This is a genomic window from Vibrio algarum (assembly GCF_028204155.1).
GTDB lineage: Bacteria > Pseudomonadota > Gammaproteobacteria > Enterobacterales > Vibrionaceae > Vibrio > Vibrio algarum.
In genome coordinates, this window is record NZ_JAQLOI010000001.1 from 356,091 (window position 1) to 375,684 (window position 19,594).

Sequence of the window (19,594 nt, forward strand, 5' to 3'; positions counted from 1 at the left end):
ATGCGGGAATTCATATCCCTGTTTATTGTGTTTGCGTCTGTTACTGTCTTCTAGAGCCTTAAAAGCTCAAGAGTTTTTATCGTTAGTTAAACGAAACGGCTGCTTAACTAACAAAAAATCACGCGATATCTTCTCGTAGCCCAGTAAATTCGGGCATTAAGTCAATCAAATGTTTACTGTATTCATGTTGAGGGTCATTAAATAGCTGCTCAGTAGGTGCCACCTCTAAGAGTTGGCCCATTTGCATCACCCCTATGCGGTCACACATTTGTCGAATGACTGGTAAATCGTGACTAATAAACAACATAGTTAGGTTTAACTCATCTTGCAGGTCTTTTAACAAGTTAAGTATTTGAGCCTGAACCGAAACATCAAGAGCTGAGGTTGGTTCATCACATATTAACAATCGAGGTCTCGTTGCAAGTGCGCGTGCTATAGAAATACGTTGTCGCTGACCACCCGAAAATTCATGAGGATATTTTAAGCCCGCCATTCGACCTAACCCAACATGATCCAACAGATCATGTACAATTTCTCGGGTTTCAGTCTCATTACGAGTTAATTTATGGAATCGAATAGGCTCGGCAATAATGTCAAAAATCTTCATCCTTGGATTCATAGAGGTATAAGGATTTTGAAACACCATCTGCATCTGGCGACGCATTGGTCTGCGCTCTTTTTCCGATTTCAAACCGGTAAGGTCGATACCTTCAAAAGTAACTTTACCTGAGTTAGGTGTATATAAGCCGGCAATGATACGAGCAATCGTAGATTTACCCGAGCCAGATTCACCCACTAAACCAAAGGTTTCACCTTCAAAGACTTCAAAGCTGACATCATTAGAAGCTTGAACATACTCTCGACGACTTTCAAACAGAGAATCTTTGGTGATAAAGCGTAGATTTACATTTTCTACATTAAGAAGGGGGCCAGTGTACTCTCTCTCGTCTTGGCTTTGCCCAAGCCAATGGTTTTTCACATCTAGAGGTGCCATTTCATGGGCCTCTTCGATGTAGCTAACCAGTGGGAAACGATCAAGTTTTTTATCTGAACGAGGAACCGCAGAAATTAGGCTGCGTGTATATGAATGGTCAGGATCACCTAATACTTTATCGGTTTTCCCAAATTCGACCAAGTCTCCACGGTACATAACCGCCACTTTGTCAGTTACGTTAGAGACAACACCCATATCATGGGTAACAAGCATACAACCAACATTATTTGTAACGCACAGCTCTCGAATTAGGCTTAGGATTTGATCTTGAATAGAAACATCTAAAGCCGTCGTTGGTTCATCTGCAATAATAAGGTCAGGTTCACCAGCAAGCGCTATCGCAATAACAACACGTTGTCTCATACCACCAGAAAATTGATGAGGAAATTGCTTCAGTCTATTCTCTGGTTGCGGGATCCCTACTTGATTCATCAGAGACAACGATCTCTCGTAGGCTTCTTCATCCGATACTTTCATATTGGCATGAATCGTTTCTTTAAGCTGATGCTCTACAGTGAAAAGTGGATTAAGAGAGGTCATTGGATCTTGGAAAATAAACCCAATTTTTGAACCCCGAACCTTTCTCATTTCTTCATTTGATAAACCGGATATTTTTTCTCCATCGAGAAAAACATCACCACCAGCAATAAGGCCAGGGGGGCTAAGCAAATCAATAACACCATTACCAACAGTAGATTTACCTGCTCCAGATTCACCAACAACACCAACAATCTCACCTCGCTCAATATTGAACGATAGATTTTTTACTGCTGCATGCACACCATGCCTTGACGGATACTCGATCCGAAGGTTCTTAACTTCTAAAAGCGACATTACCAGACCTCGACTACGGCGCTAACTGCCCTGTCTGCAAATTGATTCCATTCATTACCAGAATAAAGCCCTGATAATCTAATAACTGACAAATTTGGCAAATAATTCACTAAAAAGCAACATATATAGTATAAAAACGCGCATCTAGATAATTTCAAAGCACTTAGATTCAATAATTATTCATTTTTTATACAATTATAACGATTCGTGAAATATGCAATTACTCTAAATAAAGTGCAGAAAGCACCTAATTAAAGAGGATTACGTTGAATCATTCGCTATTAGACAAATATCGGCACACTGAGATTCAGATATTTAAATGCATATTTATCCCTATAAATATTTAACAAAAAGAAAACATAAACTAAATTTAGATAGTATCATGGTTTTATACACCACCAAATCAACAAAAAACCAGTCAATAAAACCAAACAAACACTCACGTCAGATATTTTGTAATAACAAAGTGAATAGAGAAAAATAAAGAATTACCCAAAAATACACTTAGACAATAAGTTTATTACCGAGTTATACGAATTTGATTTCAATACGACCGCCATAGATATATCACTCATTTTCGATTAACTAATACTAAATTAGTGTCTGATGCGCTACCAAACTGCGCTATTCTCCGAATTTACATGTAAAAAAGCCCCGTCTAATGACGAGGCTTTTAAAGATGGTCGGTGAAGAGGGATTCGAACCCCCGACCCTCTGGTCCCAAACCAGATGCGCTACCAAGCTGCGCTATTCACCGAAATCTTGCTTTAAACCTAGATATTAAGTCTAAGTCTTTAAATAATGGGGTGGCTAACGAGACTCGAACTCGCGACAACCGGAATCACAATCCAGGGCTCTACCAACTGAGCTATAGCCACCACTAAAAGTATTAAAAGCCTCGTCTTTTGACGAGGCTTTTAAAGATGGTCGGTGAAGAGGGATTCGAACCCCCGACCCTCTGGTCCCAAACCAGATGCGCTACCAAGCTGCGCTATTCACCGAATATCTTGTTTTAAACTCAGAAATAAATCTAAGCTTTTAAATAATGGGGTGGCTAACGAGACTCGAACTCGCGACAACCGGAATCACAATCCAGGGCTCTACCAACTGAGCTATAGCCACCACTAATTTTTCACCAATAATACATGACACTTCCGGAAATTGGCGCGCCCGAAAGGATTCGAACCTTCGACCTTTGGCTCCGGAGGCCAACGCTCTATCCAGCTGAGCTACGGGCGCATGCCCCATCGGCGGAGTGGAATAATACGTAGATCGTCTTTCTCAGTCTAGTTTTTTTTACAGTTTTTTTATTAATTGTTGTCTTTTTCAGCAGTTAGGATGTGATAAAGCGCTAATCATGGCGATCTTGGTATTTATTGCAATAAATTAACAGGATATAATCCCTTGAAATTTACACCGAATTAACAATGTGTTTTCAAATTTTCTATTTTTAACTGAACACTCTAACAATCTTTGCTGAACACAAGCCCAATAAAAACGATAACTGTAAAGTGAGCTAAAACATATGTCTCTAAGAATAATCGGCGTACTATTCGCTGCAATTACATTTTCTGCTGGAACTCTAGCAACTAGCGTAAGTGACAAAGAATACGATGCAATAGCAGAACGCATCAAACCCGTCGGTGACGTTTATCTCGCAGGTGCAGCACCTGTTGTAGCAGAGCGCACTGAACCTCGTGATGGACCTACTGTATATAATACTTATTGTACAGCCTGTCATGCTACTGGCGCGGCTGGAGCCCCAATTAAAGGTAATGCTGAGCAGTGGGCTCCACGAATTGCACAGGGAATGGATGTATTAACCAACCATGCACTTCAAGGTTTTAATGCAATGCCAGCAAAAGGGTCTTGTATGGATTGTAGTGATGATGAAGTTATTGCAGCAATTAAATTCCTGACTGACGGAATGTAATCTGCTTAATTCCCGTAAGACACTTAAGGGCTGATATTAGATCAGCCCTTTTTGCATCACATCACTTAATTGACACATCAATCGTAAAATATGACGCTACTTTTTAAACATTGACCGTATATTCGCGATATGTGCCTGTCCTTTTGCCATACGTTCTTCCGGCGATTCTTTCTTTTTTACGCTCTCCCATTCGACATCATCGAATGGAAGTTCATCCAAAAATCGACTTTGAGTGGGTTTTATTAGTTCTCCGAATTGACGACGCTCTTTACACATCGTAAAGGTAAGCTCTTTTTGTGCCCGCGTAATACCGACATAAGCTAAGCGGCGTTCTTCTTCTACATTATCTTCATCAATACTGGTTTGATGTGGCAAAATTCCTTCCTCCGCCCCCATCAAATAGACAAACGGAAACTCCAAGCCTTTCGATGCATGTAGTGTCATTAACTGAACTTGATCGGCATCAGCATCTTCTTCTCCACGCTCCATCATGTCTCTAAGTGTTAAACGTAATACCACTTCTTTTAACGTTTTCGGTTCTTGATCGTAATTGTCACCTTCAAGATCAGCCACTATCCAGCTGTATAACTCAGATACGTTCTTCATTCGCATTTCGGCGGCTTTTGCACTAGAAGACGTTTCATAAAGCCAATCTTCGTAATTAATATCTCGAACAAGCGAACGTAGTGCTTCAACGGTATTTCCTCTTTCTGCATTATCAGAAATAGCGACGATCCAATTGGAGAATTTTTGTAATGACTCTAATCCACGACCAGATAAATGCTGCTCTAGCCCAAGCTCAAAACTCGCTTCAAACAGGCTTTTTCCTCGCATGTTAGCGTAAGTGCCGAGCTTTTCTAACGTCACAGGACCAATCTCTCTTCTTGGCGTATTCACGATCCGCAAAAAAGCATTATCGTCATCTGGATTAACCAACACCTTTAAATACGCCATTATATCTTTTATCTCTGCTCTAGAGAAAAATGAGGTTCCACCAGATATTTTATATGGTATCCGGTTTTGCATTAATGACTTTTCTATCAATCGAGATTGGTGGTTCCCCCGATAAAGAATCGCATAGTCTTTATATTCCGTTCGATTTAAAAACTTATGAGCAATAATTTCGCCTGTCACTCTTTCAGCTTCATGATCTTCATTTTTAGCCGTGAGGACTTTCAACTTCTCGCCATCTGGAATCTCAGAAAAAAGTTTCTTTTTAATTACATGAGGGTTGTTATCGATAAGGATATTAGCCGCTCTTAAAATTCGGCTTGTTGAGCGGTAGTTTTGTTCTAGTTTTATTACTTTCAAACTAGGAAAATCTTTACTAAGCAGTACTAAGTTTTGAGGCTTGGCTCCTCGCCATGAGTATATTGACTGATCATCGTCTCCAACCACGGTTAAGCGACCTCTTTCGCCTACTAACAATTTTACTAATTCATATTGGCTAGTATTAGTATCTTGATATTCATCCACTAGTAGATAACGAATTCGAGATTGCCATTTTTGTCTAACATCTTCATTGCTCTTCAAAAGTAGCGTTGGCATAGATATTAGATCATCAAAATCCAACGCATTATAAGCTTTCATCTGTTTCTGATACGCATCGAAACAAGTTGCAAATACCGTCTCTTGTTCGGATCTCGCATAACTCATCGCCTGAGCGGGCGTCAGCATGTCATTTTTCCAGTTTGAAATAGTACTCAACAGTTGCTTTAGTAAATCCTTATCACCGTCTAACTGCTCTTCTGTTAGCTCTTTTAGCAAAGCGAGTTGGTCTTGGTCATCGAAAAGCGAGAACCCAGCTTTCAAGCCAAGAACTTTATACTCTTTTCTAATGATATTCAGACCCAATGTATGGAATGTAGACACCATTAGGCCTTTAGATTCTTGTTTACCTAAAGTTTGGCTAACACGCTCCTTCATCTCTCTTGCCGCTTTATTAGTGAAGGTTACAGCCGCGATATTACGTGCATTGTGACCGCACTGTTGTACCAAATACGCAATTTTGTTGGTAATCACACGAGTTTTACCTGACCCAGCGCCTGCCAATACTAAACAAGGTCCTGAGACAAATTTTACCGCTTCATCTTGCGCTGGATTTAGTTTCATTATTAATACTCGATGATGCTTCTGGGAAATGCGACCTATAATAGTATCCTGACTCTCAGAATGCCATTATCAGATGGCGATATGATAATTAATCACATTCGAGACAGTTTATTTATTGAATTATTGGAGCAAAGTGAGATAATGAATGAACGTTCATTCATTTTTAGGCTAAATATGTCTTCCGAAGGTACAGATAAGAGAGAACTCATTTTAAACGCAACGGAATCATTAGTGGCGATAGAGGGGATTCACGGACTATCTATGCAAAAAGTGGCTAAGCAAGCGGGTGTAGCTGCAGGGACTATTTACAGATATTTTAACGATAAAGAACATTTAATCGAGGAAACTCGGTTTCATGTTACTCAAAGAACAGCAGATATTATTCAAGCTGGTCTTAGTGATGACATGCAATTGAAAGAAAAGTACATCACTATATGGTTAAACATTTGGCATTTTTCTAAAACTAAAAATGCCATCAAAAGCCATATGCTTTTTGAACAGCTCTGTTCGAATCAGAGTGAGCAAGATACGTTAAAAGTAAAAAAGATGTTTTATAAAATTGATCAAATGTTCAATGAAGGTAAAGCTCAAGGAGTTTTTAAACCATTGGATAACGACATTTTATCGAGTGTAAGTATTGAATCTAGCGCTGCGCTAGCTAGAAGACACAGAAAAAACTGCTTTCAGATTGACGAAGAGGCGATTAATCAAGCCATCGACGCAAGCTGGGATGCTTTAATTAATCATTAATTTCGGAGTTCAACAGAATGAAGAGAAGAACCATATTTTGGTTTTTGGGTATGTTGGTTATCGTGGGTTTACTTTTTGGAACTGTCATTTATAAAAAATTGACAGATTTTCAAAAAATGGGTGAAAGAATGGCTAACGCTCCTGAACAGGAGTTTCCAGTCACCACCATCAAAGTCGACTCAGTTGACTGGATACCGACCATTCAAGCAATTGGTTTTATTGAGCCGAATCAAGGTGTCACTTTAACTACTGAATCAAATGGCGTCATTGACAAGATTGAATTTGATTCGGGTGAAATAGTGAAAACCGGACAGAAATTGGTTCTTCTTGATACTGAAGTAGAAAAAGCCAACTTAAATAGCTCTAAAGCTCGTTTACCAGCAGCAGAAGCCAAATATAAACGCTATAAAGGTCTTTATAAAAAAGGCTCCGTATCTAAAGAATCTTATGATACTGCAGAAGCGGAATATTTCTCTCTACAAGCCGATATTAAATCTTTAGAAGCATCAATAGACAGGCGCGAAATTTCAGCTCCATTTGATGGTGTGGTAGGTATTAGAAATGTGTTCTTAGGTCAATATCTACAGCCTGGCGATGATATTGTTCGACTTGAAGACACTAGTGTAATGCGCCTTCGTTTTACCGTTTCCCAAACAGATATTTCTCGCATCTATATCGGCCAAGAAATGGACATTCGAGTAGATTCGTACCCAGAAGAATCGTTTATCGGATCTATTTCTGCAATTGAACCAGCTGTTGATGTTAAAAGTGGTTTAGTAGAAGTCCAAGCTGATATTCCAAATAATGGCGGTAAACTTCGAAGCGGTATGTTTGCACGTGCAGACATCATTCTACCAACAGTAAGAGATCAAGTAGTTCTGCCTCAGATCGCTATTACATTTACGCTATATGGCGACAATGTTTATGTGCTAACTGACGTGGATGGCGTCACACGTGTTAAACAGCAAGTTATCAATGTTGGTGAGCGTAAAGATGATATAGCACACATCCTAAGTGGTGTTAAAGCTGGTGATGAAATTGTCACATCAGGCCAAGTCCGCTTGAGTAACGATGCCAAAGTTAAAGTAGTGGAGAATGATGCACTTACTCCTCCTACTGAAACACCGATGCTGTAATTGGGGGATTAAATGCGCTTTACTGACATATTCATAAAACGTCCAGTTTTAGCGGTATCTATCAGTTTTTTGATTGCTTTGCTTGGATTTCAAGCAATATTCAAGATGCAGGTACGCGAATACCCTGAAATGACGAATACAGTTGTCACTGTCACAACTGGTTATTACGGAGCCAGTGCAGATCTCATTCAAGGTTTTATTACACAACCTTTAGAGCAAGCAATAGCCCAAGCCGATAATATTGATTTCATGACATCTCAATCAGTTCTGGGTACTTCTACCATTACGGTGACCATGAAGCTCAATACTGATCCCAATGCTGCTCTATCTGATATTCTTGCAAAAACAAACTCCGTAAGGTCTCTACTACCTAGTGAATCAGAAGACCCAACGGTTACGATGTCTACTGGTTCAACGACTGCAGTACTTTATATTGGCTTTACCAGTGAAGAGTTAGCTTCAAGTCAAGTTACTGATTACCTTGAAAGAGTTATCGATCCTCAGTTATTTTCAGTTAGCGGTGTCGCTAGTGTAGATCATTACGGTGGGTCTAAATATGCAATGCGTATTTGGTTAGACCCTGCGAAAATGGCGGCATTAGGTATTACCGCTACCGAAATCATGGGTGTACTCAACTCAAACAACTATCAATCAGCAACGGGCCAATCTACCGGTGAGTTTGTTATTTATAACGGTAGTGCGGACACACAAATTTCAAGTGTGGCAGAACTTAAGCGTTTAGTCGTTAAACAAGAAGAAGGCGAACTGGTTCGCTTGAGTGATGTTGCAAATGTCACTAGAGAAAAAAGCCATGACGTTGTTAGAGCTAACGCTAATGGACGAGAAGCTGTTGTTGTTGCTATTAACGCAGCGCCAAGTGCTAATCCGATCAACATAGCAAAAGATGTATTAGACATTTTACCAACTCTTAAACAGAACATGCCTAGCAACATTGAGATGAATGTTCTATATGACTCTACCGTTGCGATTAATGAATCCATTAATGAAGTTATAAAAACTATTGCTGAAGCTGCACTCATTGTAATAGTAGTTATTACCTTATTCTTGGGATCATTGCGTGCAGTAATTATCCCCATAGTTACTATCCCACTGTCTCTTATTGGTGTGGCTATGGTAATGCAGACAATGGGGTTCTCGTGGAACTTAATGACATTACTTGCAATGGTGCTTGCTATCGGGCTTGTTGTAGATGATGCCATCGTTGTTTTGGAAAACGTAGATCGACACTTAAAGTTGGGTGAGTCCCCGTTTAGGGCTGCTATTATAGGTACTAGAGAAATTGCAATGCCTGTTATTGCAATGACATTGACTTTAGGCGCGGTATACGCACCAATAGCAATGATGGGAGGAATTACAGGATCTCTATTTAAAGAGTTTGCATTGACACTTGCTGGTGCCGTTTTTGTTTCCGGTATTATTGCTTTAACACTATCTCCTATGATGTGTTCGAAGATGCTTAAAGCTAACGAAAAACCAAGCAGATTCGAAAAAGCTGTACACAGGGCACTTGATGGCTTAACTAATGTATACGTCTCAATGCTTAGCGCTGTAATGAAAACACGTCCAGTGATACTTATTTTTGCCGTCATCGTCTTCGGTGTATTACCAGTTCTGTTTAAGCTGATTCCAAGTGAATTAGCACCTTCTGAAGATAAAGGCATTGTAATGTTGATGGGTACAGGTCCATCAAATGCAAACCTAGACTATTTGCAAAAATCGATGGCTGATGTCAATCAGATACTGGCTGATCAACCGGAAGTCTCTTATTCACAGGTATTTGTTGGTGTACCAAGCTCAAACCAGGCATTCGGTATCGCCTCAATGGTGCCTTGGAGTGAACGTGAAGCAAGTCAGGCTGAAGTTACACAACGTGTAACTGGGTTGATTAAACAAGTTCCTGCTATGAATGTAATCGCATTCCAGATGCCCGAACTACCTGGTGCAGGCTCTGGTCTGCCAGTTCAGTTTGTTATCAATACTCCTAACAACTTTGAAAGCTTATTCCAAATAGCAACCGAAGTACTTATGGAGACAATAAAAAGTCCTAGTTTCGTATATGCAGATATTGATTTGAATTACGATTCAGCGACAATGAAAATCAGTATTGATAAAGACAAGGCAGGCGCTTACGGTGTCACCATGCAAGACATTGGTGTCACGTTAAGTACTATGATGGCCGATGGTTATGTTAATCGAATTGATTTAAATGGTCGCTCTTATGAAGTTATTCCACAGGTGGAACGTAAGTATCGACTTAATCCTGAATCAATGAACAACTATTACGTTCGTTCTGCTTCTGGTAAAGCCGTTCCGCTTGGTAGCTTAATCAGTATTGATGTTATCGCTGAACCTAGGTCGCTTCCGCATTTCAACCAACTTAACTCTGCAACCATTGGTGCAGTGCCCATCATTCCAATGGGTGATGCCATTGCTTGGTTTGAAAATATCGCGGAAACTAAGTTACCTGACGGATACACACATGACTACATGGGTGAATCGAGACAATATGTCACTGAAGGAAGTTCGTTATTTACAACCTTTGGACTTGCACTTGCTATCATATTCTTGGTTTTAGCAATTCAATTTGAATCGCTTAGAGATCCGTTGGTCATCATGGTATCTGTGCCACTGGCAATTTGTGGTGCATTAGTCGCCTTGGCTTGGGGTTTGTCCTCCATGAATATTTACTCTCAAGTCGGTTTGATTACCCTTGTTGGTTTAATCACCAAACACGGTATTTTGATATGTGAGGTAGCTAAAGAAGAGCAACTTCATAATGGAATGTCTCGAACAGAAGCCGTTATGGAAGCCGCTAAAGTTCGTCTACGTCCAATCTTAATGACAACCGCGGCTATGATTGCAGGTCTGATTCCACTTATGTACGCAAGTGGCGCTGGGGCAGCTCAACGCTTCAGTATTGGTATTGTAATAGTTGCTGGCTTGGCGATAGGTACTTTATTTACCTTGTTTGTACTGCCTGTTATCTACTCGTTCCTAGCGGAAAAACATAAGCCACTGCCTGTCTTTGTAGAAGACAAAGACCTAGAAAAACTAGCAAGATTTGATGAAGCTAAAGCAGCTCAGAGAGAGTTGTCTAGTCATCACTAAGCTAAAATTGCAATAAAAAGGTCACTTAGGTGGCCTTTTTTCTTTTCTTATTGAGGACATTTTGCATAATTTTGAATAGAATGAATTCAAATTGATAGGAGTTTACATCTCATGTTTGACCCAAAGAAGTTAGAACAAATTGCAAAACAGATCCATGAATCAATGCCAGCGCCTGTAAAAGAACTTGGCGCAGACGTTGACCAAAAAGTTCGTCAAGTCATTCAAGGTCAATTGAATAAGCTTGATGTAGTTAGCCGTGAAGAATTTGATGTGCAAACTCAGGTGTTATTGCGTACTCGTCAAAAACTGACAGAAATGGAAGCGAAATTAGCCGAAATAGAAGCCAAGTTTGCTGAAAAAGAATAAACCTGTAACAGGTAAAAATTAAAAGGCTTGGTCATAGACCAAGCCTTTTTTATATTGGATTAATTGTAATTAACCACCTACGGCAATACGCTTCATATCCGTCATATAGCCACGTAACTCTTCACCAATATATTCAACTGGGTGATTACGGATAATTTCGTTTACTTCAATCAACGTAGCGTTATCAACTTGATTCGAAGTTTCACCTAGGCCTTTACCAATTACGTCAGTTCCTACTTTAGGCATGAACTTTTCACGTAGAAGTGGTGTAGCAACGTTAGCGAATAAGTAGTTACCATATTCAGCAGTGTCAGAGATAACAACATTCATCTCGTAAAGACGCTTACGGGCAACTGTATTAGCAATTAGTGGAAGCTCATGTAGAGACTCATAATATGCAGATTCATCAATAATTCCAGAGGCCGTCATAGCTTCAAACGCCAGCTCTACTCCCGCACGAACCATTGCTATCATTAGGATGCCGTTATCGAAATACTCTTGCTCAGAGATTTCAACATCAGACTCAGGATAGTTTTCAAATGCTGTCTGGCCTGTCTCTTCACGCCAACCGAAAAGGTTTACATCATCATTTGCCCAATCAGCCATCATAGTGCTAGAGAACTCACCAACAATGATATCGTCCATGTGCTTGTTATAAAGTGGACGCATAAGCTCTTTTAGCTCTTCTGAAAGTTCAAAAGCTTTAACTTTAGCTGGATTAGAAAGACGATCCATCATATGAGTGATGCCACCAAACTTAAGTGCTTCGGTAATCGTTTCCCAACCAAACTGAAGAAGTTTACCTGCGTAACCTTCATCGATTCCATCAGCGATCATTTTTTCATAACATACGATTGAACCTGCTTGAAGCATACCGCATAGAATAGTTTGCTCACCCATTAGGTCAGACTTTACTTCAGCAACGAAAGACGATTCTAAACAACCAGCACGGTGACCACCAGTACCTGCAGCCCAAGCCTTAGCAATGTCCCATCCCTCTTCTTGAGGGTCGTTTTCAGGGTGAACAGCTATAAGTGTTGGAACACCAAATCCGCGCTTATATTCTTCACGTACTTCGGTACCTGGACACTTAGGAGCAACCATAACTACCGTCAAATCTTTACGGATTTGCATACCTTCTTCAACAATGTTGAAACCATGAGAATAACCTAGTGCAGCTCCCTCTTTCATCAGAGGCATAACGGTTTCAACAACGTTTGTGTGCTGCTTATCTGGTGTTAAGTTAACAACTAAATCCGCTTGAGGAATTAGAGTCTCGTAACTACCTACTTCAAATCCGTTTTCACTTGCGTTCTTAAATGACTGTCGCTTCTCATCAATAGCAGCTTGACGGAGTGCATAAGACACATCAAGCCCTGAATCACGCATGTTAAGACCTTGGTTAAGCCCTTGAGCACCACAACCAACGATCACAACTTTTTTACCTTTTAGGTAATCAGCTTCTGTCGCAAATTCCTCGCGATCCATGAAACGACAACGACCAAGTTGATCTAATTGCTCACGTAGATTAAGTGTATTGAAATAGTTAGCCATTTGAAAATTCCTTTAAATCTGTCCGTTGGTCGACTACATATGAGTCGAATGTCCACATAGTAATGCAGGATTTTGATTGCTTAAAGTGATATATTCACAATTAGTAATTGCAATAAATGCAATATGGGATTCGACTCTATGAATATCAAAAGCCTTCAGTTATTTATTCATCTTTGTGATAGCAAAAGTTTCAATAAAACCGCTACTGCTATGCACATCAGCCCGTCAGCTCTTAGTCGCCAAATTCAGAAACTTGAAGAGGAAGTTGGGCAAAGTCTCTTTATCCGCGACAATCGAAGTGTAGACCAGACAAATGCAGGTCGAAAGCTCTTACCTATCGCTCTTAATATTACGAATGATTGGTATGGCTACCGCTCTGCTCTATCTGAACAGAGCAAAGAGTTAGAAGGAGAAATTCACCTCTTTTGCTCTGTTACAGCAAGCTATAGTCATTTACCAGATCTGTTGAATGACTTTCGACTTACATACCCACAGATTGAATTAAAGCTATCTACCGGGGACCCTGCACAAGCAATAGATATTGTTCTAGAAGGCAAAGCGGATATTGCAATATCTGCTAAGCCTGATCAATTGCCGGCTAGATTAGCATTTGAAACGATAGGCAATATTCCACTTTCGGTTATCGCTCCAACAGGGGTCAGCAGCTTCTCGCAAGAATTACAACAAGAGCAACCAAATTGGGAAAAAATACCCTTTATCTTACCGGAAGCAGGAACGGCAAGAGATCGTGCTAATTATTGGTTTAAAAAGAAAAAAATAAAACCAATGATATACGCTCAAGTATCTGGGCATGAGGCTATCGTCAGCATGGTTGCTTTGGGGTGCGGTATCGGTATAGCGCCAGATGTAGTGATTAACAATAGTCCCGTCAAAGATAAAATTCAGAGATTAAAACTAGAAACGGTAAAGCCTTTTGACCTTGGGATCTGCTGCAATCGTTCAAAATTAAACGATCCACTAATTCACGCATTATGGGAATTGGCAGAAAATAAATTTATATCTACCTAAACGAAAAAAGCCTTCCGAAAGGAAGGCTTTTTATTTCTTAATTTTATCTTTTTTAAAAATAAAATGTAATTAGAACCTGGCAATGTCCTACTCTCACATGGGGAAACCCCACACTACCATCGGCGCTATTGCGTTTCACTTCTGAGTTCGGCATGGAATCAGGTGGGTCCACAATGCTATGGTTGCCAAGAAAAATTCTGGTGCTGATACCCAGACTCGAACTGGGGACCTCATCCTTACCAAGGATGCGCTCTACCGGGCTGAGCTATATCAGCGTTCTAAATTTGGATATTTGAAAAAACAATAGCCCGATCATAGATCGGGCTATTTAATTCATCCTAATTAAAGTCTTATATATTGCTTTAATTAGTTTTTGTCTTCAGGTCATTATACCTAAAAACTTAATAAGAGCCTGGCGATGTCCTACTCTCACATGGGGAAACCCCACACTACCATCGGCGCTATTGCGTTTCACTTCTGAGTTCGGCATGGAATCAGGTGGGTCCACAATGCTATGGTCGCCAAGCAAAATCTTAAAATTCGAAAAGCCAACAAAAATATAAATTCTTCACACATTCAATGTTCTTCATTGAGTCCACAAAACCCCTTGGGTGTTGTATGGTTAAGCCTCACGGGCAATTAGTACAGGTTAGCTCAACGCCTCACAACGCTTACACACCCTGCCTATCAACGTTCTAGTCTCGAACAACCCTTTAGGACACTTAAAGTGCCAGGGAAGACTCATCTCAGGGCTCGCTTCGCGCTTAGATGCTTTCAGCGCTTATCGATTCCGAACTTAGCTACCGGGCAATGCCATTGGCATGACAACCCGAACACCAGAGGTTCGTCCACTCCGGTCCTCTCGTACTAGGAGCAGCCCCCTTCAATCTTCCAACGCCCACGGCAGATAGGGACCGAACTGTCTCACGACGTTCTAAACCCAGCTCGCGTACCACTTTAAATGGCGAACAGCCATACCCTTGGGACCGACTTCAGCCCCAGGATGTGATGAGCCGACATCGAGGTGCCAAACACCGCCGTCGATATGAACTCTTGGGCGGTATCAGCCTGTTATCCCCGGAGTACCTTTTATCCGTTGAGCGATGGCCCTTCCATTCAGAACCACCGGATCACTATGACCTGCTTTCGCACCTGCTCGAATTGTCATTCTCGCAGTCAAGCGGGCTTATGCCATTGCACTAACCACACGATGTCCAACCGTGTTTAGCCCACCTTCGTGCTCCTCCGTTACTCTTTGGGAGGAGACCGCCCCAGTCAAACTACCCACCAGGCACTGTCCTCACCCCAGATTATGGGGCTAAGTTAGAACATCAAGCATACAAGGGTGGTATTTCAAGGTCGACTCCACTCCATCTAGCGACGAAGTTTCAAAGTCTCCCACCTATCCTACACATGTAGGGTCAATGTTCAGTGCCAAGCTGTAGTAAAGGTTCACGGGGTCTTTCCGTCTAGCCGCGGGTACACTGCATCTTCACAGCGATTTCAATTTCACTGAGTCTCGGGTGGAGACAGCGTGGCCATCATTACGCCATTCGTGCAGGTCGGAACTTACCCGACAAGGAATTTCGCTACCTTAGGACCGTTATAGTTACGGCCGCCGTTTACCGGGGCTTCGATCAAGAGCTTCGTCCTAAGACTAACCCCATCAATTAACCTTCCGGCACCGGGCAGGCGTCACACCGTATACGTCATCTTACGATTTTGCACAGTGCTGTGTTTTTAATAAACAGTTGCAGCCACCTGGTATCTGCGACTCCCGATAGCTCCATCCGCTAGGGATTTCACCGTCAAGAGCGTACCTTCTCCCGAAGTTACGGTACCATTTTGCCTAGTTCCTTCACCCGAGTTCTCTCAAGCGCCTTGGTATTCTCTACCCGACCACCTGTGTCGGTTTGGGGTACGATTTCTTATAATCTGAAGCTTAGAGGCTTTTCCTGGAAGCATGGCATCAATGACTTCACCACCGTAGTGGCTCGACATCGGGTCTCAGCCTAACAATTTCCCGGATTTACCTAAGAAATTAGCCTACACCCTTGAACCTGGACAACCATCGCCAGGCCCACCTAGCCTTCTCCGTCCCCCCATCGCAATTATAAGAAGTACGGGAATATTAACCCGTTTCCCATCGACTACGCCTTTCGGCCTCGCCTTAGGGGTCGACTTACCCTGCCCCGATTAACGTTGGACAGGAACCCTTGGTCTTCCGGCGTGGGGGTTTTCACCCCCATTATCGTTACTCATGTCAGCATTCGCACTTCTGATACCTCCAGCAAACCTTACAGTTCACCTTCAACGGCTTACAGAACGCTCCCCTACCCAACATAATAAATTATGTTGCCGCAGCTTCGGTGTATAGCTTAGCCCCGTTACATCTTCCGCGCAGGCCGACTCGACCAGTGAGCTATTACGCTTTCTTTAAATGATGGCTGCTTCTAAGCCAACATCCTGGCTGTCTGAGCCTTCCCACATCGTTTCCCACTTAGCTATACTTTGGGACCTTAGCTGGCGGTCTGGGTTGTTTCCCTCTCCACGACGGACGTTAGCACCCGCCGTGTGTCTCCCGGATAGTACTTACTGGTATTCGGAGTTTGCAAAGGGTTGGTAAGTCGGGATGACCCCCTAGCCTTAACAGTGCTCTACCCCCAGTAGTATTCGTCCGAGGCGCTACCTAAATAGCTTTCGGGGAGAACCAGCTATCTCCAGGTTTGATTGGCCTTTCACCCCTAGCCACAAGTCATCCGCTAATTTTTCAACATTAGTCGGTTCGGTCCTCCAGTTGATGTTACTCAACCTTCAACCTGCCCATGGCTAGATCACCTGGTTTCGGGTCTATACCTAGCAACTCGACGCCCAGTTAAGACTCGGTTTCCCTACGGCTCCCCTATACGGTTAACCTTGCTACTAAATATAAGTCGCTGACCCATTATACAAAAGGTACGCAGTCACAGGACGCAATGCCTGCTCCTACTGCTTGTACGTACACGGTTTCAGGTTCTATTTCACTCCCCTCACAGGGGTTCTTTTCGCCTTTCCCTCACGGTACTGGTTCACTATCGGTCAGTCAGTAGTATTTAGCCTTGGAGGATGGTCCCCCCATATTCAAACAGGATATCACGTGTCCCGCCTTACTCGTTTTCACTTAAAATGATGTGTCGGTTACGGGGCTATCACCCTGTATCGCGATACTTTCCAGAATCTTCACCTGCATCATTAAAAGCTTAAGGGCTAATCCAATTTCGCTCGCCGCTACTTTCGGAATCTCGGTTGATTTCTACTCCTCCGGGTACTTAGATGTTTCAGTTCCCCGGGTTTGCCTTATTAACCTATGTATTCAGTTAATAATACTAGCTTATGCTAGTGGGTTTCCCCATTCGGAAATCGTAGACTCAAGTGGCTTTTACTGCCTTATCTACGCTTATCGCAAGTTAATACGTCCTTCATCGCCTCTGACTGCCAAGGCATCCACCGTGTACGCTTAGTCACTTAACCATACAACCCCAAGAGGTCTTTATGTATGGCAAACAACCAAGGTTTTAAATCGTTGTCTCTTTATTATGAGCGAGACAACATTTTCGATTTTGCCGGACTCAAATATTAAACAATCTAACCGAAGTTAGTTGTTTCCAAGAACACTTGAATGTGTGTTGGTTTGTTATTACCGAAGTAATAACAAGTACCTATCAATTTCTTTCTAAAAAGAAGCCAATAGGATTTGAGAACTTTTATTTTGACAAATAATAATCAATTATTTATCAGTCAGCTTTCCAAATTGTTAAAGAGCAAAGATTTTCATTCTACTTAAAGAAAAAAACCATTTTTAAATACACTCAAAGAATGTGCTTAAAGATGGTATCCCGTAGGGGAGTCGAACCCCTGTTACCGCCGTGAAAGGGCGGTGTCCTAGGCCTCTAGACGAACGGGACATAGGGTCGGAAGCATATAAGCTCCCTACTCTCTTTACTTTCTAAACCTATTCAATCTGTGTGGACACTCATCAAGCAATCTATCGTTTAAGGAGGTGATCCAGCCCCAGGTTCCCCTAGGGCTACCTTGTTACGACTTCACCCCAGTCATGAACCACAAAGTGGTAAGCGTCCCCCCGAAGGTTAAACTACCTACTTCTTTTGCAGCCCACTCCCATGGTGTGACGGGCGGTGTGTACAAGGCCCGGGAACGTATTCACCGTGGCATTCTGATCCACGATTACTAGCGATTCCGACTTCATGGAGTCGAGTTGCAGACTCCAATCCGGACTACGACGCACTTTTTGGGATTCGCTCACTATTGCTAGTTGGCTGCCCTCTGTATGCGCCATTGTAGCACGTGTGTAGCCCTACTCGTAAGGGCCATGATGACTTGACGTCGTCCCCACCTTCCTCCGGTTTATCACCGGCAGTCTCCCCAAAGTTCCCGACATAACTCGCTGGCAATTAAGGATAAGGGTTGCGCTCGTTGCGGGACTTAACCCAACATTTCACAACACGAGCTGACGACAGCCATGCAGCACCTGTCTCAGAGCTCCCGAAGGCACTAAGCTATCTCTAGCAAATTCTCTGGATGTCAAGAGTAGGTAAGGTTCTTCGCGTTGCATCGAATTAAACCACATGCTCCACCGCTTGTGCGGGCCCCCGTCAATTCATTTGAGTTTTAATCTTGCGACCGTACTCCCCAGGCGGTCTACTTAACGCGTTAGCTCCGAAAGCCACGGCTCAAGGCCACAACCTCCAAGTAGACATCGTTTACGGCGTGGACTACCAGGGTATCTAATCCTGTTTGCTCCCCACGCTTTCGCATCTGAGTGTCAGTATCTGTCCAGGGGGCCGCCTTCGCCACTGGTATTCCTTCAGATCTCTACGCATTTCACCGCTACACCTGAAATTCTACCCCCTCTACAGTACTCTAGTTTGCCAGTTTCAAATGACCTTCCGGGGTTGAGCCCCGGGCTTTCACATCTGACTTAACAAACCACCTGCATGCGCTTTACGCCCAGTAATTCCGATTAACGCTCGCACCCTCCGTATTACCGCGGCTGCTGGCACGGAGTTAGCCGGTGCTTCTTCTGTAGCTAACGTCAAACAACAAACGTATTAAGCTTGCTGCCTTCCTCACTACTGAAAGTACTTTACAACCCGAAGGCCTTCTTCATACACGCGGCATGGCTGCATCAGGCTTTCGCCCATTGTGCAATATTCCCCACTGCTGCCTCCCGTAGGAGTCTGGACCGTGTCTCAGTTCCAGTGTGGCTGATCATCCTCTCAGACCAGCTAGAGATCGTCGCCTTGGTGAGCCATTACCCCACCAACTAGCTAATCTCACTTAGGCTTATCCAATCGCGGAAGGCCCGAAGGTCCCCTCCTTTCCCCCGTAGGGCGTATGCGGTATTAGCTATCGTTTCCAATAGTTATCCCCCTCAACTGGGCAAATTCCTAAGCATTACTCACCCGTCCGCCGCTCGACGCCTAATAACGCACCCGAAGGATTGTTAATATCGTTTCCGCTCGACTTGCATGTGTTAAGCCTGCCGCCAGCGTTCAATCTGAGCCATGATCAAACTCTTCAATTTAAGTTTTTTTGGCTCAATGAATACTGACTTTAAATTGCCTTTTACTTTTTAGCCAAAGCCAAATAGTAAAGTGTTCTTTAAAGTTCATACCATTCCAACAGAATGGTATTTAAATAACTGTGTTCGATATCCGAAGACATCAAATTAGGTCACTCAGTTCATTGAAACCGATT

Annotated in this window: 9 protein-coding genes, 7 tRNA genes and 4 rRNA genes; 6 read left to right on the forward strand and 14 right to left on the reverse strand. The window is 42.5% G+C overall.

Annotated features, from left to right (window positions below; all coding sequences use genetic code 11):
- Positions 1-118: 118 nt before the first annotated feature.
- The 6 genes from PGX00_RS01820 to PGX00_RS01845 form a co-directional block, all read right to left on the reverse strand.
- Positions 119-1,828, reverse strand: coding sequence for a dipeptide ABC transporter ATP-binding protein (locus PGX00_RS01820; protein ID WP_272132423.1), 1,710 nt, complete (start codon positions 1,826-1,828; stop codon positions 119-121).
- Between the two features lie 680 nt (positions 1,829-2,508).
- A tRNA-Pro gene (locus PGX00_RS01825) sits at positions 2,509-2,585 on the reverse strand.
- Positions 2,586-2,630: 45 nt separating this feature from the next.
- Positions 2,631-2,706, reverse strand: a tRNA-His gene (locus PGX00_RS01830).
- A 46-nt stretch (positions 2,707-2,752) separates the two neighbouring features.
- Positions 2,753-2,829, reverse strand: a tRNA-Pro gene (locus PGX00_RS01835).
- Positions 2,830-2,874: 45 nt separating this feature from the next.
- Positions 2,875-2,950 (reverse strand) — tRNA-His (locus PGX00_RS01840).
- Positions 2,951-2,990: 40 nt separating this feature from the next.
- Positions 2,991-3,067: transfer RNA gene (locus tag PGX00_RS01845), tRNA-Arg, on the reverse strand.
- 286 nt (positions 3,068-3,353) lie between these two features.
- On the opposite strand from PGX00_RS01845, the gene PGX00_RS01850 reads away from it, so the two are divergent.
- Positions 3,354-3,761: a c-type cytochrome gene (locus PGX00_RS01850; RefSeq protein WP_272132425.1), complete on the forward strand. Its 408-nt coding sequence runs from the start codon at positions 3,354-3,356 to the stop codon at positions 3,759-3,761.
- Positions 3,762-3,857: 96 nt separating this feature from the next.
- Here PGX00_RS01850 and rep read toward each other — a convergent pair whose 3' ends face one another.
- Positions 3,858-5,873, reverse strand: a complete 2,016-nt coding sequence (gene rep / locus PGX00_RS01855; protein WP_272132428.1) for a DNA helicase Rep — start codon at positions 5,871-5,873, stop codon at positions 3,858-3,860.
- A 174-nt stretch (positions 5,874-6,047) separates the two neighbouring features.
- Here rep and PGX00_RS01860 point away from each other — a divergent pair, with 174 nt between their 5' ends.
- From PGX00_RS01860 to ubiK, 4 genes are all read left to right on the forward strand, one after another.
- Positions 6,048-6,623: a TetR/AcrR family transcriptional regulator gene (locus tag PGX00_RS01860; protein WP_272137889.1), complete on the forward strand. Its 576-nt coding sequence runs from the start codon at positions 6,048-6,050 to the stop codon at positions 6,621-6,623.
- 17 nt (positions 6,624-6,640) lie between these two features.
- Positions 6,641-7,759: an efflux RND transporter periplasmic adaptor subunit gene (locus PGX00_RS01865; protein ID WP_272132430.1), complete on the forward strand. Its 1,119-nt coding sequence runs from the start codon at positions 6,641-6,643 to the stop codon at positions 7,757-7,759.
- A 12-nt stretch (positions 7,760-7,771) separates the two neighbouring features.
- On the forward strand, positions 7,772-10,888 hold the full coding sequence (locus PGX00_RS01870) for a multidrug efflux RND transporter permease subunit (protein ID WP_272132431.1): 3,117 nt from the start codon (positions 7,772-7,774) through the stop codon (positions 10,886-10,888).
- 111 nt (positions 10,889-10,999) lie between these two features.
- Entirely contained in the window at positions 11,000-11,254 is a 255-nt protein-coding gene (gene ubiK, locus PGX00_RS01875; RefSeq protein WP_272132432.1) for a ubiquinone biosynthesis accessory factor UbiK, read from the forward strand.
- A gap of 69 nt (positions 11,255-11,323) precedes the next feature.
- Here the strand turns inward: ubiK and ilvC are convergent, their stop codons facing one another.
- Positions 11,324-12,808: a ketol-acid reductoisomerase gene (gene ilvC / locus PGX00_RS01880; RefSeq protein WP_272132433.1), complete on the reverse strand. Its 1,485-nt coding sequence runs from the start codon at positions 12,806-12,808 to the stop codon at positions 11,324-11,326.
- A 138-nt stretch (positions 12,809-12,946) separates the two neighbouring features.
- Between ilvC and ilvY the strand changes: the two genes are divergently transcribed.
- Complete coding sequence (gene ilvY, locus PGX00_RS01885) at positions 12,947-13,837, forward strand: HTH-type transcriptional activator IlvY (protein ID WP_272132434.1); 891 nt, start codon at positions 12,947-12,949, stop codon at positions 13,835-13,837.
- Between the two features lie 74 nt (positions 13,838-13,911).
- On the opposite strand, the gene rrf (PGX00_RS01890) is transcribed toward ilvY, so the two are convergent.
- The 6 genes from rrf (PGX00_RS01890) to PGX00_RS01915 all read right to left on the reverse strand — a co-directional run bounded on the left by rrf (PGX00_RS01890) (position 13,912) and on the right by PGX00_RS01915 (position 19,421).
- A 5S ribosomal RNA gene (gene rrf, locus PGX00_RS01890) occupies positions 13,912-14,027 on the reverse strand.
- A gap of 8 nt (positions 14,028-14,035) precedes the next feature.
- Positions 14,036-14,112, reverse strand: a tRNA-Thr gene (locus tag PGX00_RS01895).
- A gap of 135 nt (positions 14,113-14,247) precedes the next feature.
- Positions 14,248-14,363, reverse strand: a 5S ribosomal RNA gene (gene rrf, locus PGX00_RS01900).
- A gap of 92 nt (positions 14,364-14,455) precedes the next feature.
- Positions 14,456-17,347: ribosomal RNA gene (locus PGX00_RS01905) — 23S ribosomal RNA — on the reverse strand.
- Positions 17,348-17,705: 358 nt separating this feature from the next.
- Positions 17,706-17,781: transfer RNA gene (locus PGX00_RS01910), tRNA-Glu, on the reverse strand.
- A gap of 88 nt (positions 17,782-17,869) precedes the next feature.
- Positions 17,870-19,421: ribosomal RNA gene (locus tag PGX00_RS01915) — 16S ribosomal RNA — on the reverse strand.
- The 16S, 23S and 5S rRNA genes sit together here with 2 tRNA genes alongside, the layout of an rRNA operon.
- Positions 19,422-19,594 lie beyond the last annotated feature (173 nt).

Coding starts and splice junctions, on each gene's coding strand:
- PGX00_RS01820 (WP_272132423.1), bottom strand. CDS start 1,828: ATGTCGCTTTTAGAAGTTAAGAACCTTCGGATCGAGTATCCGTCAAGG.
- PGX00_RS01850 (WP_272132425.1), top strand. CDS start 3,354: ATGTCTCTAAGAATAATCGGCGTACTATTCGCTGCAATTACATTTTCT.
- rep (WP_272132428.1), bottom strand. CDS start 5,873: ATGAAACTAAATCCAGCGCAAGATGAAGCGGTAAAATTTGTCTCAGGA.
- PGX00_RS01860 (WP_272137889.1), top strand. CDS start 6,048: ATGTCTTCCGAAGGTACAGATAAGAGAGAACTCATTTTAAACGCAACG.
- PGX00_RS01865 (WP_272132430.1), top strand. CDS start 6,641: ATGAAGAGAAGAACCATATTTTGGTTTTTGGGTATGTTGGTTATCGTG.
- PGX00_RS01870 (WP_272132431.1), top strand. CDS start 7,772: ATGCGCTTTACTGACATATTCATAAAACGTCCAGTTTTAGCGGTATCT.
- ubiK (WP_272132432.1), top strand. CDS start 11,000: ATGTTTGACCCAAAGAAGTTAGAACAAATTGCAAAACAGATCCATGAA.
- ilvC (WP_272132433.1), bottom strand. CDS start 12,808: ATGGCTAACTATTTCAATACACTTAATCTACGTGAGCAATTAGATCAA.
- ilvY (WP_272132434.1), top strand. CDS start 12,947: ATGAATATCAAAAGCCTTCAGTTATTTATTCATCTTTGTGATAGCAAA.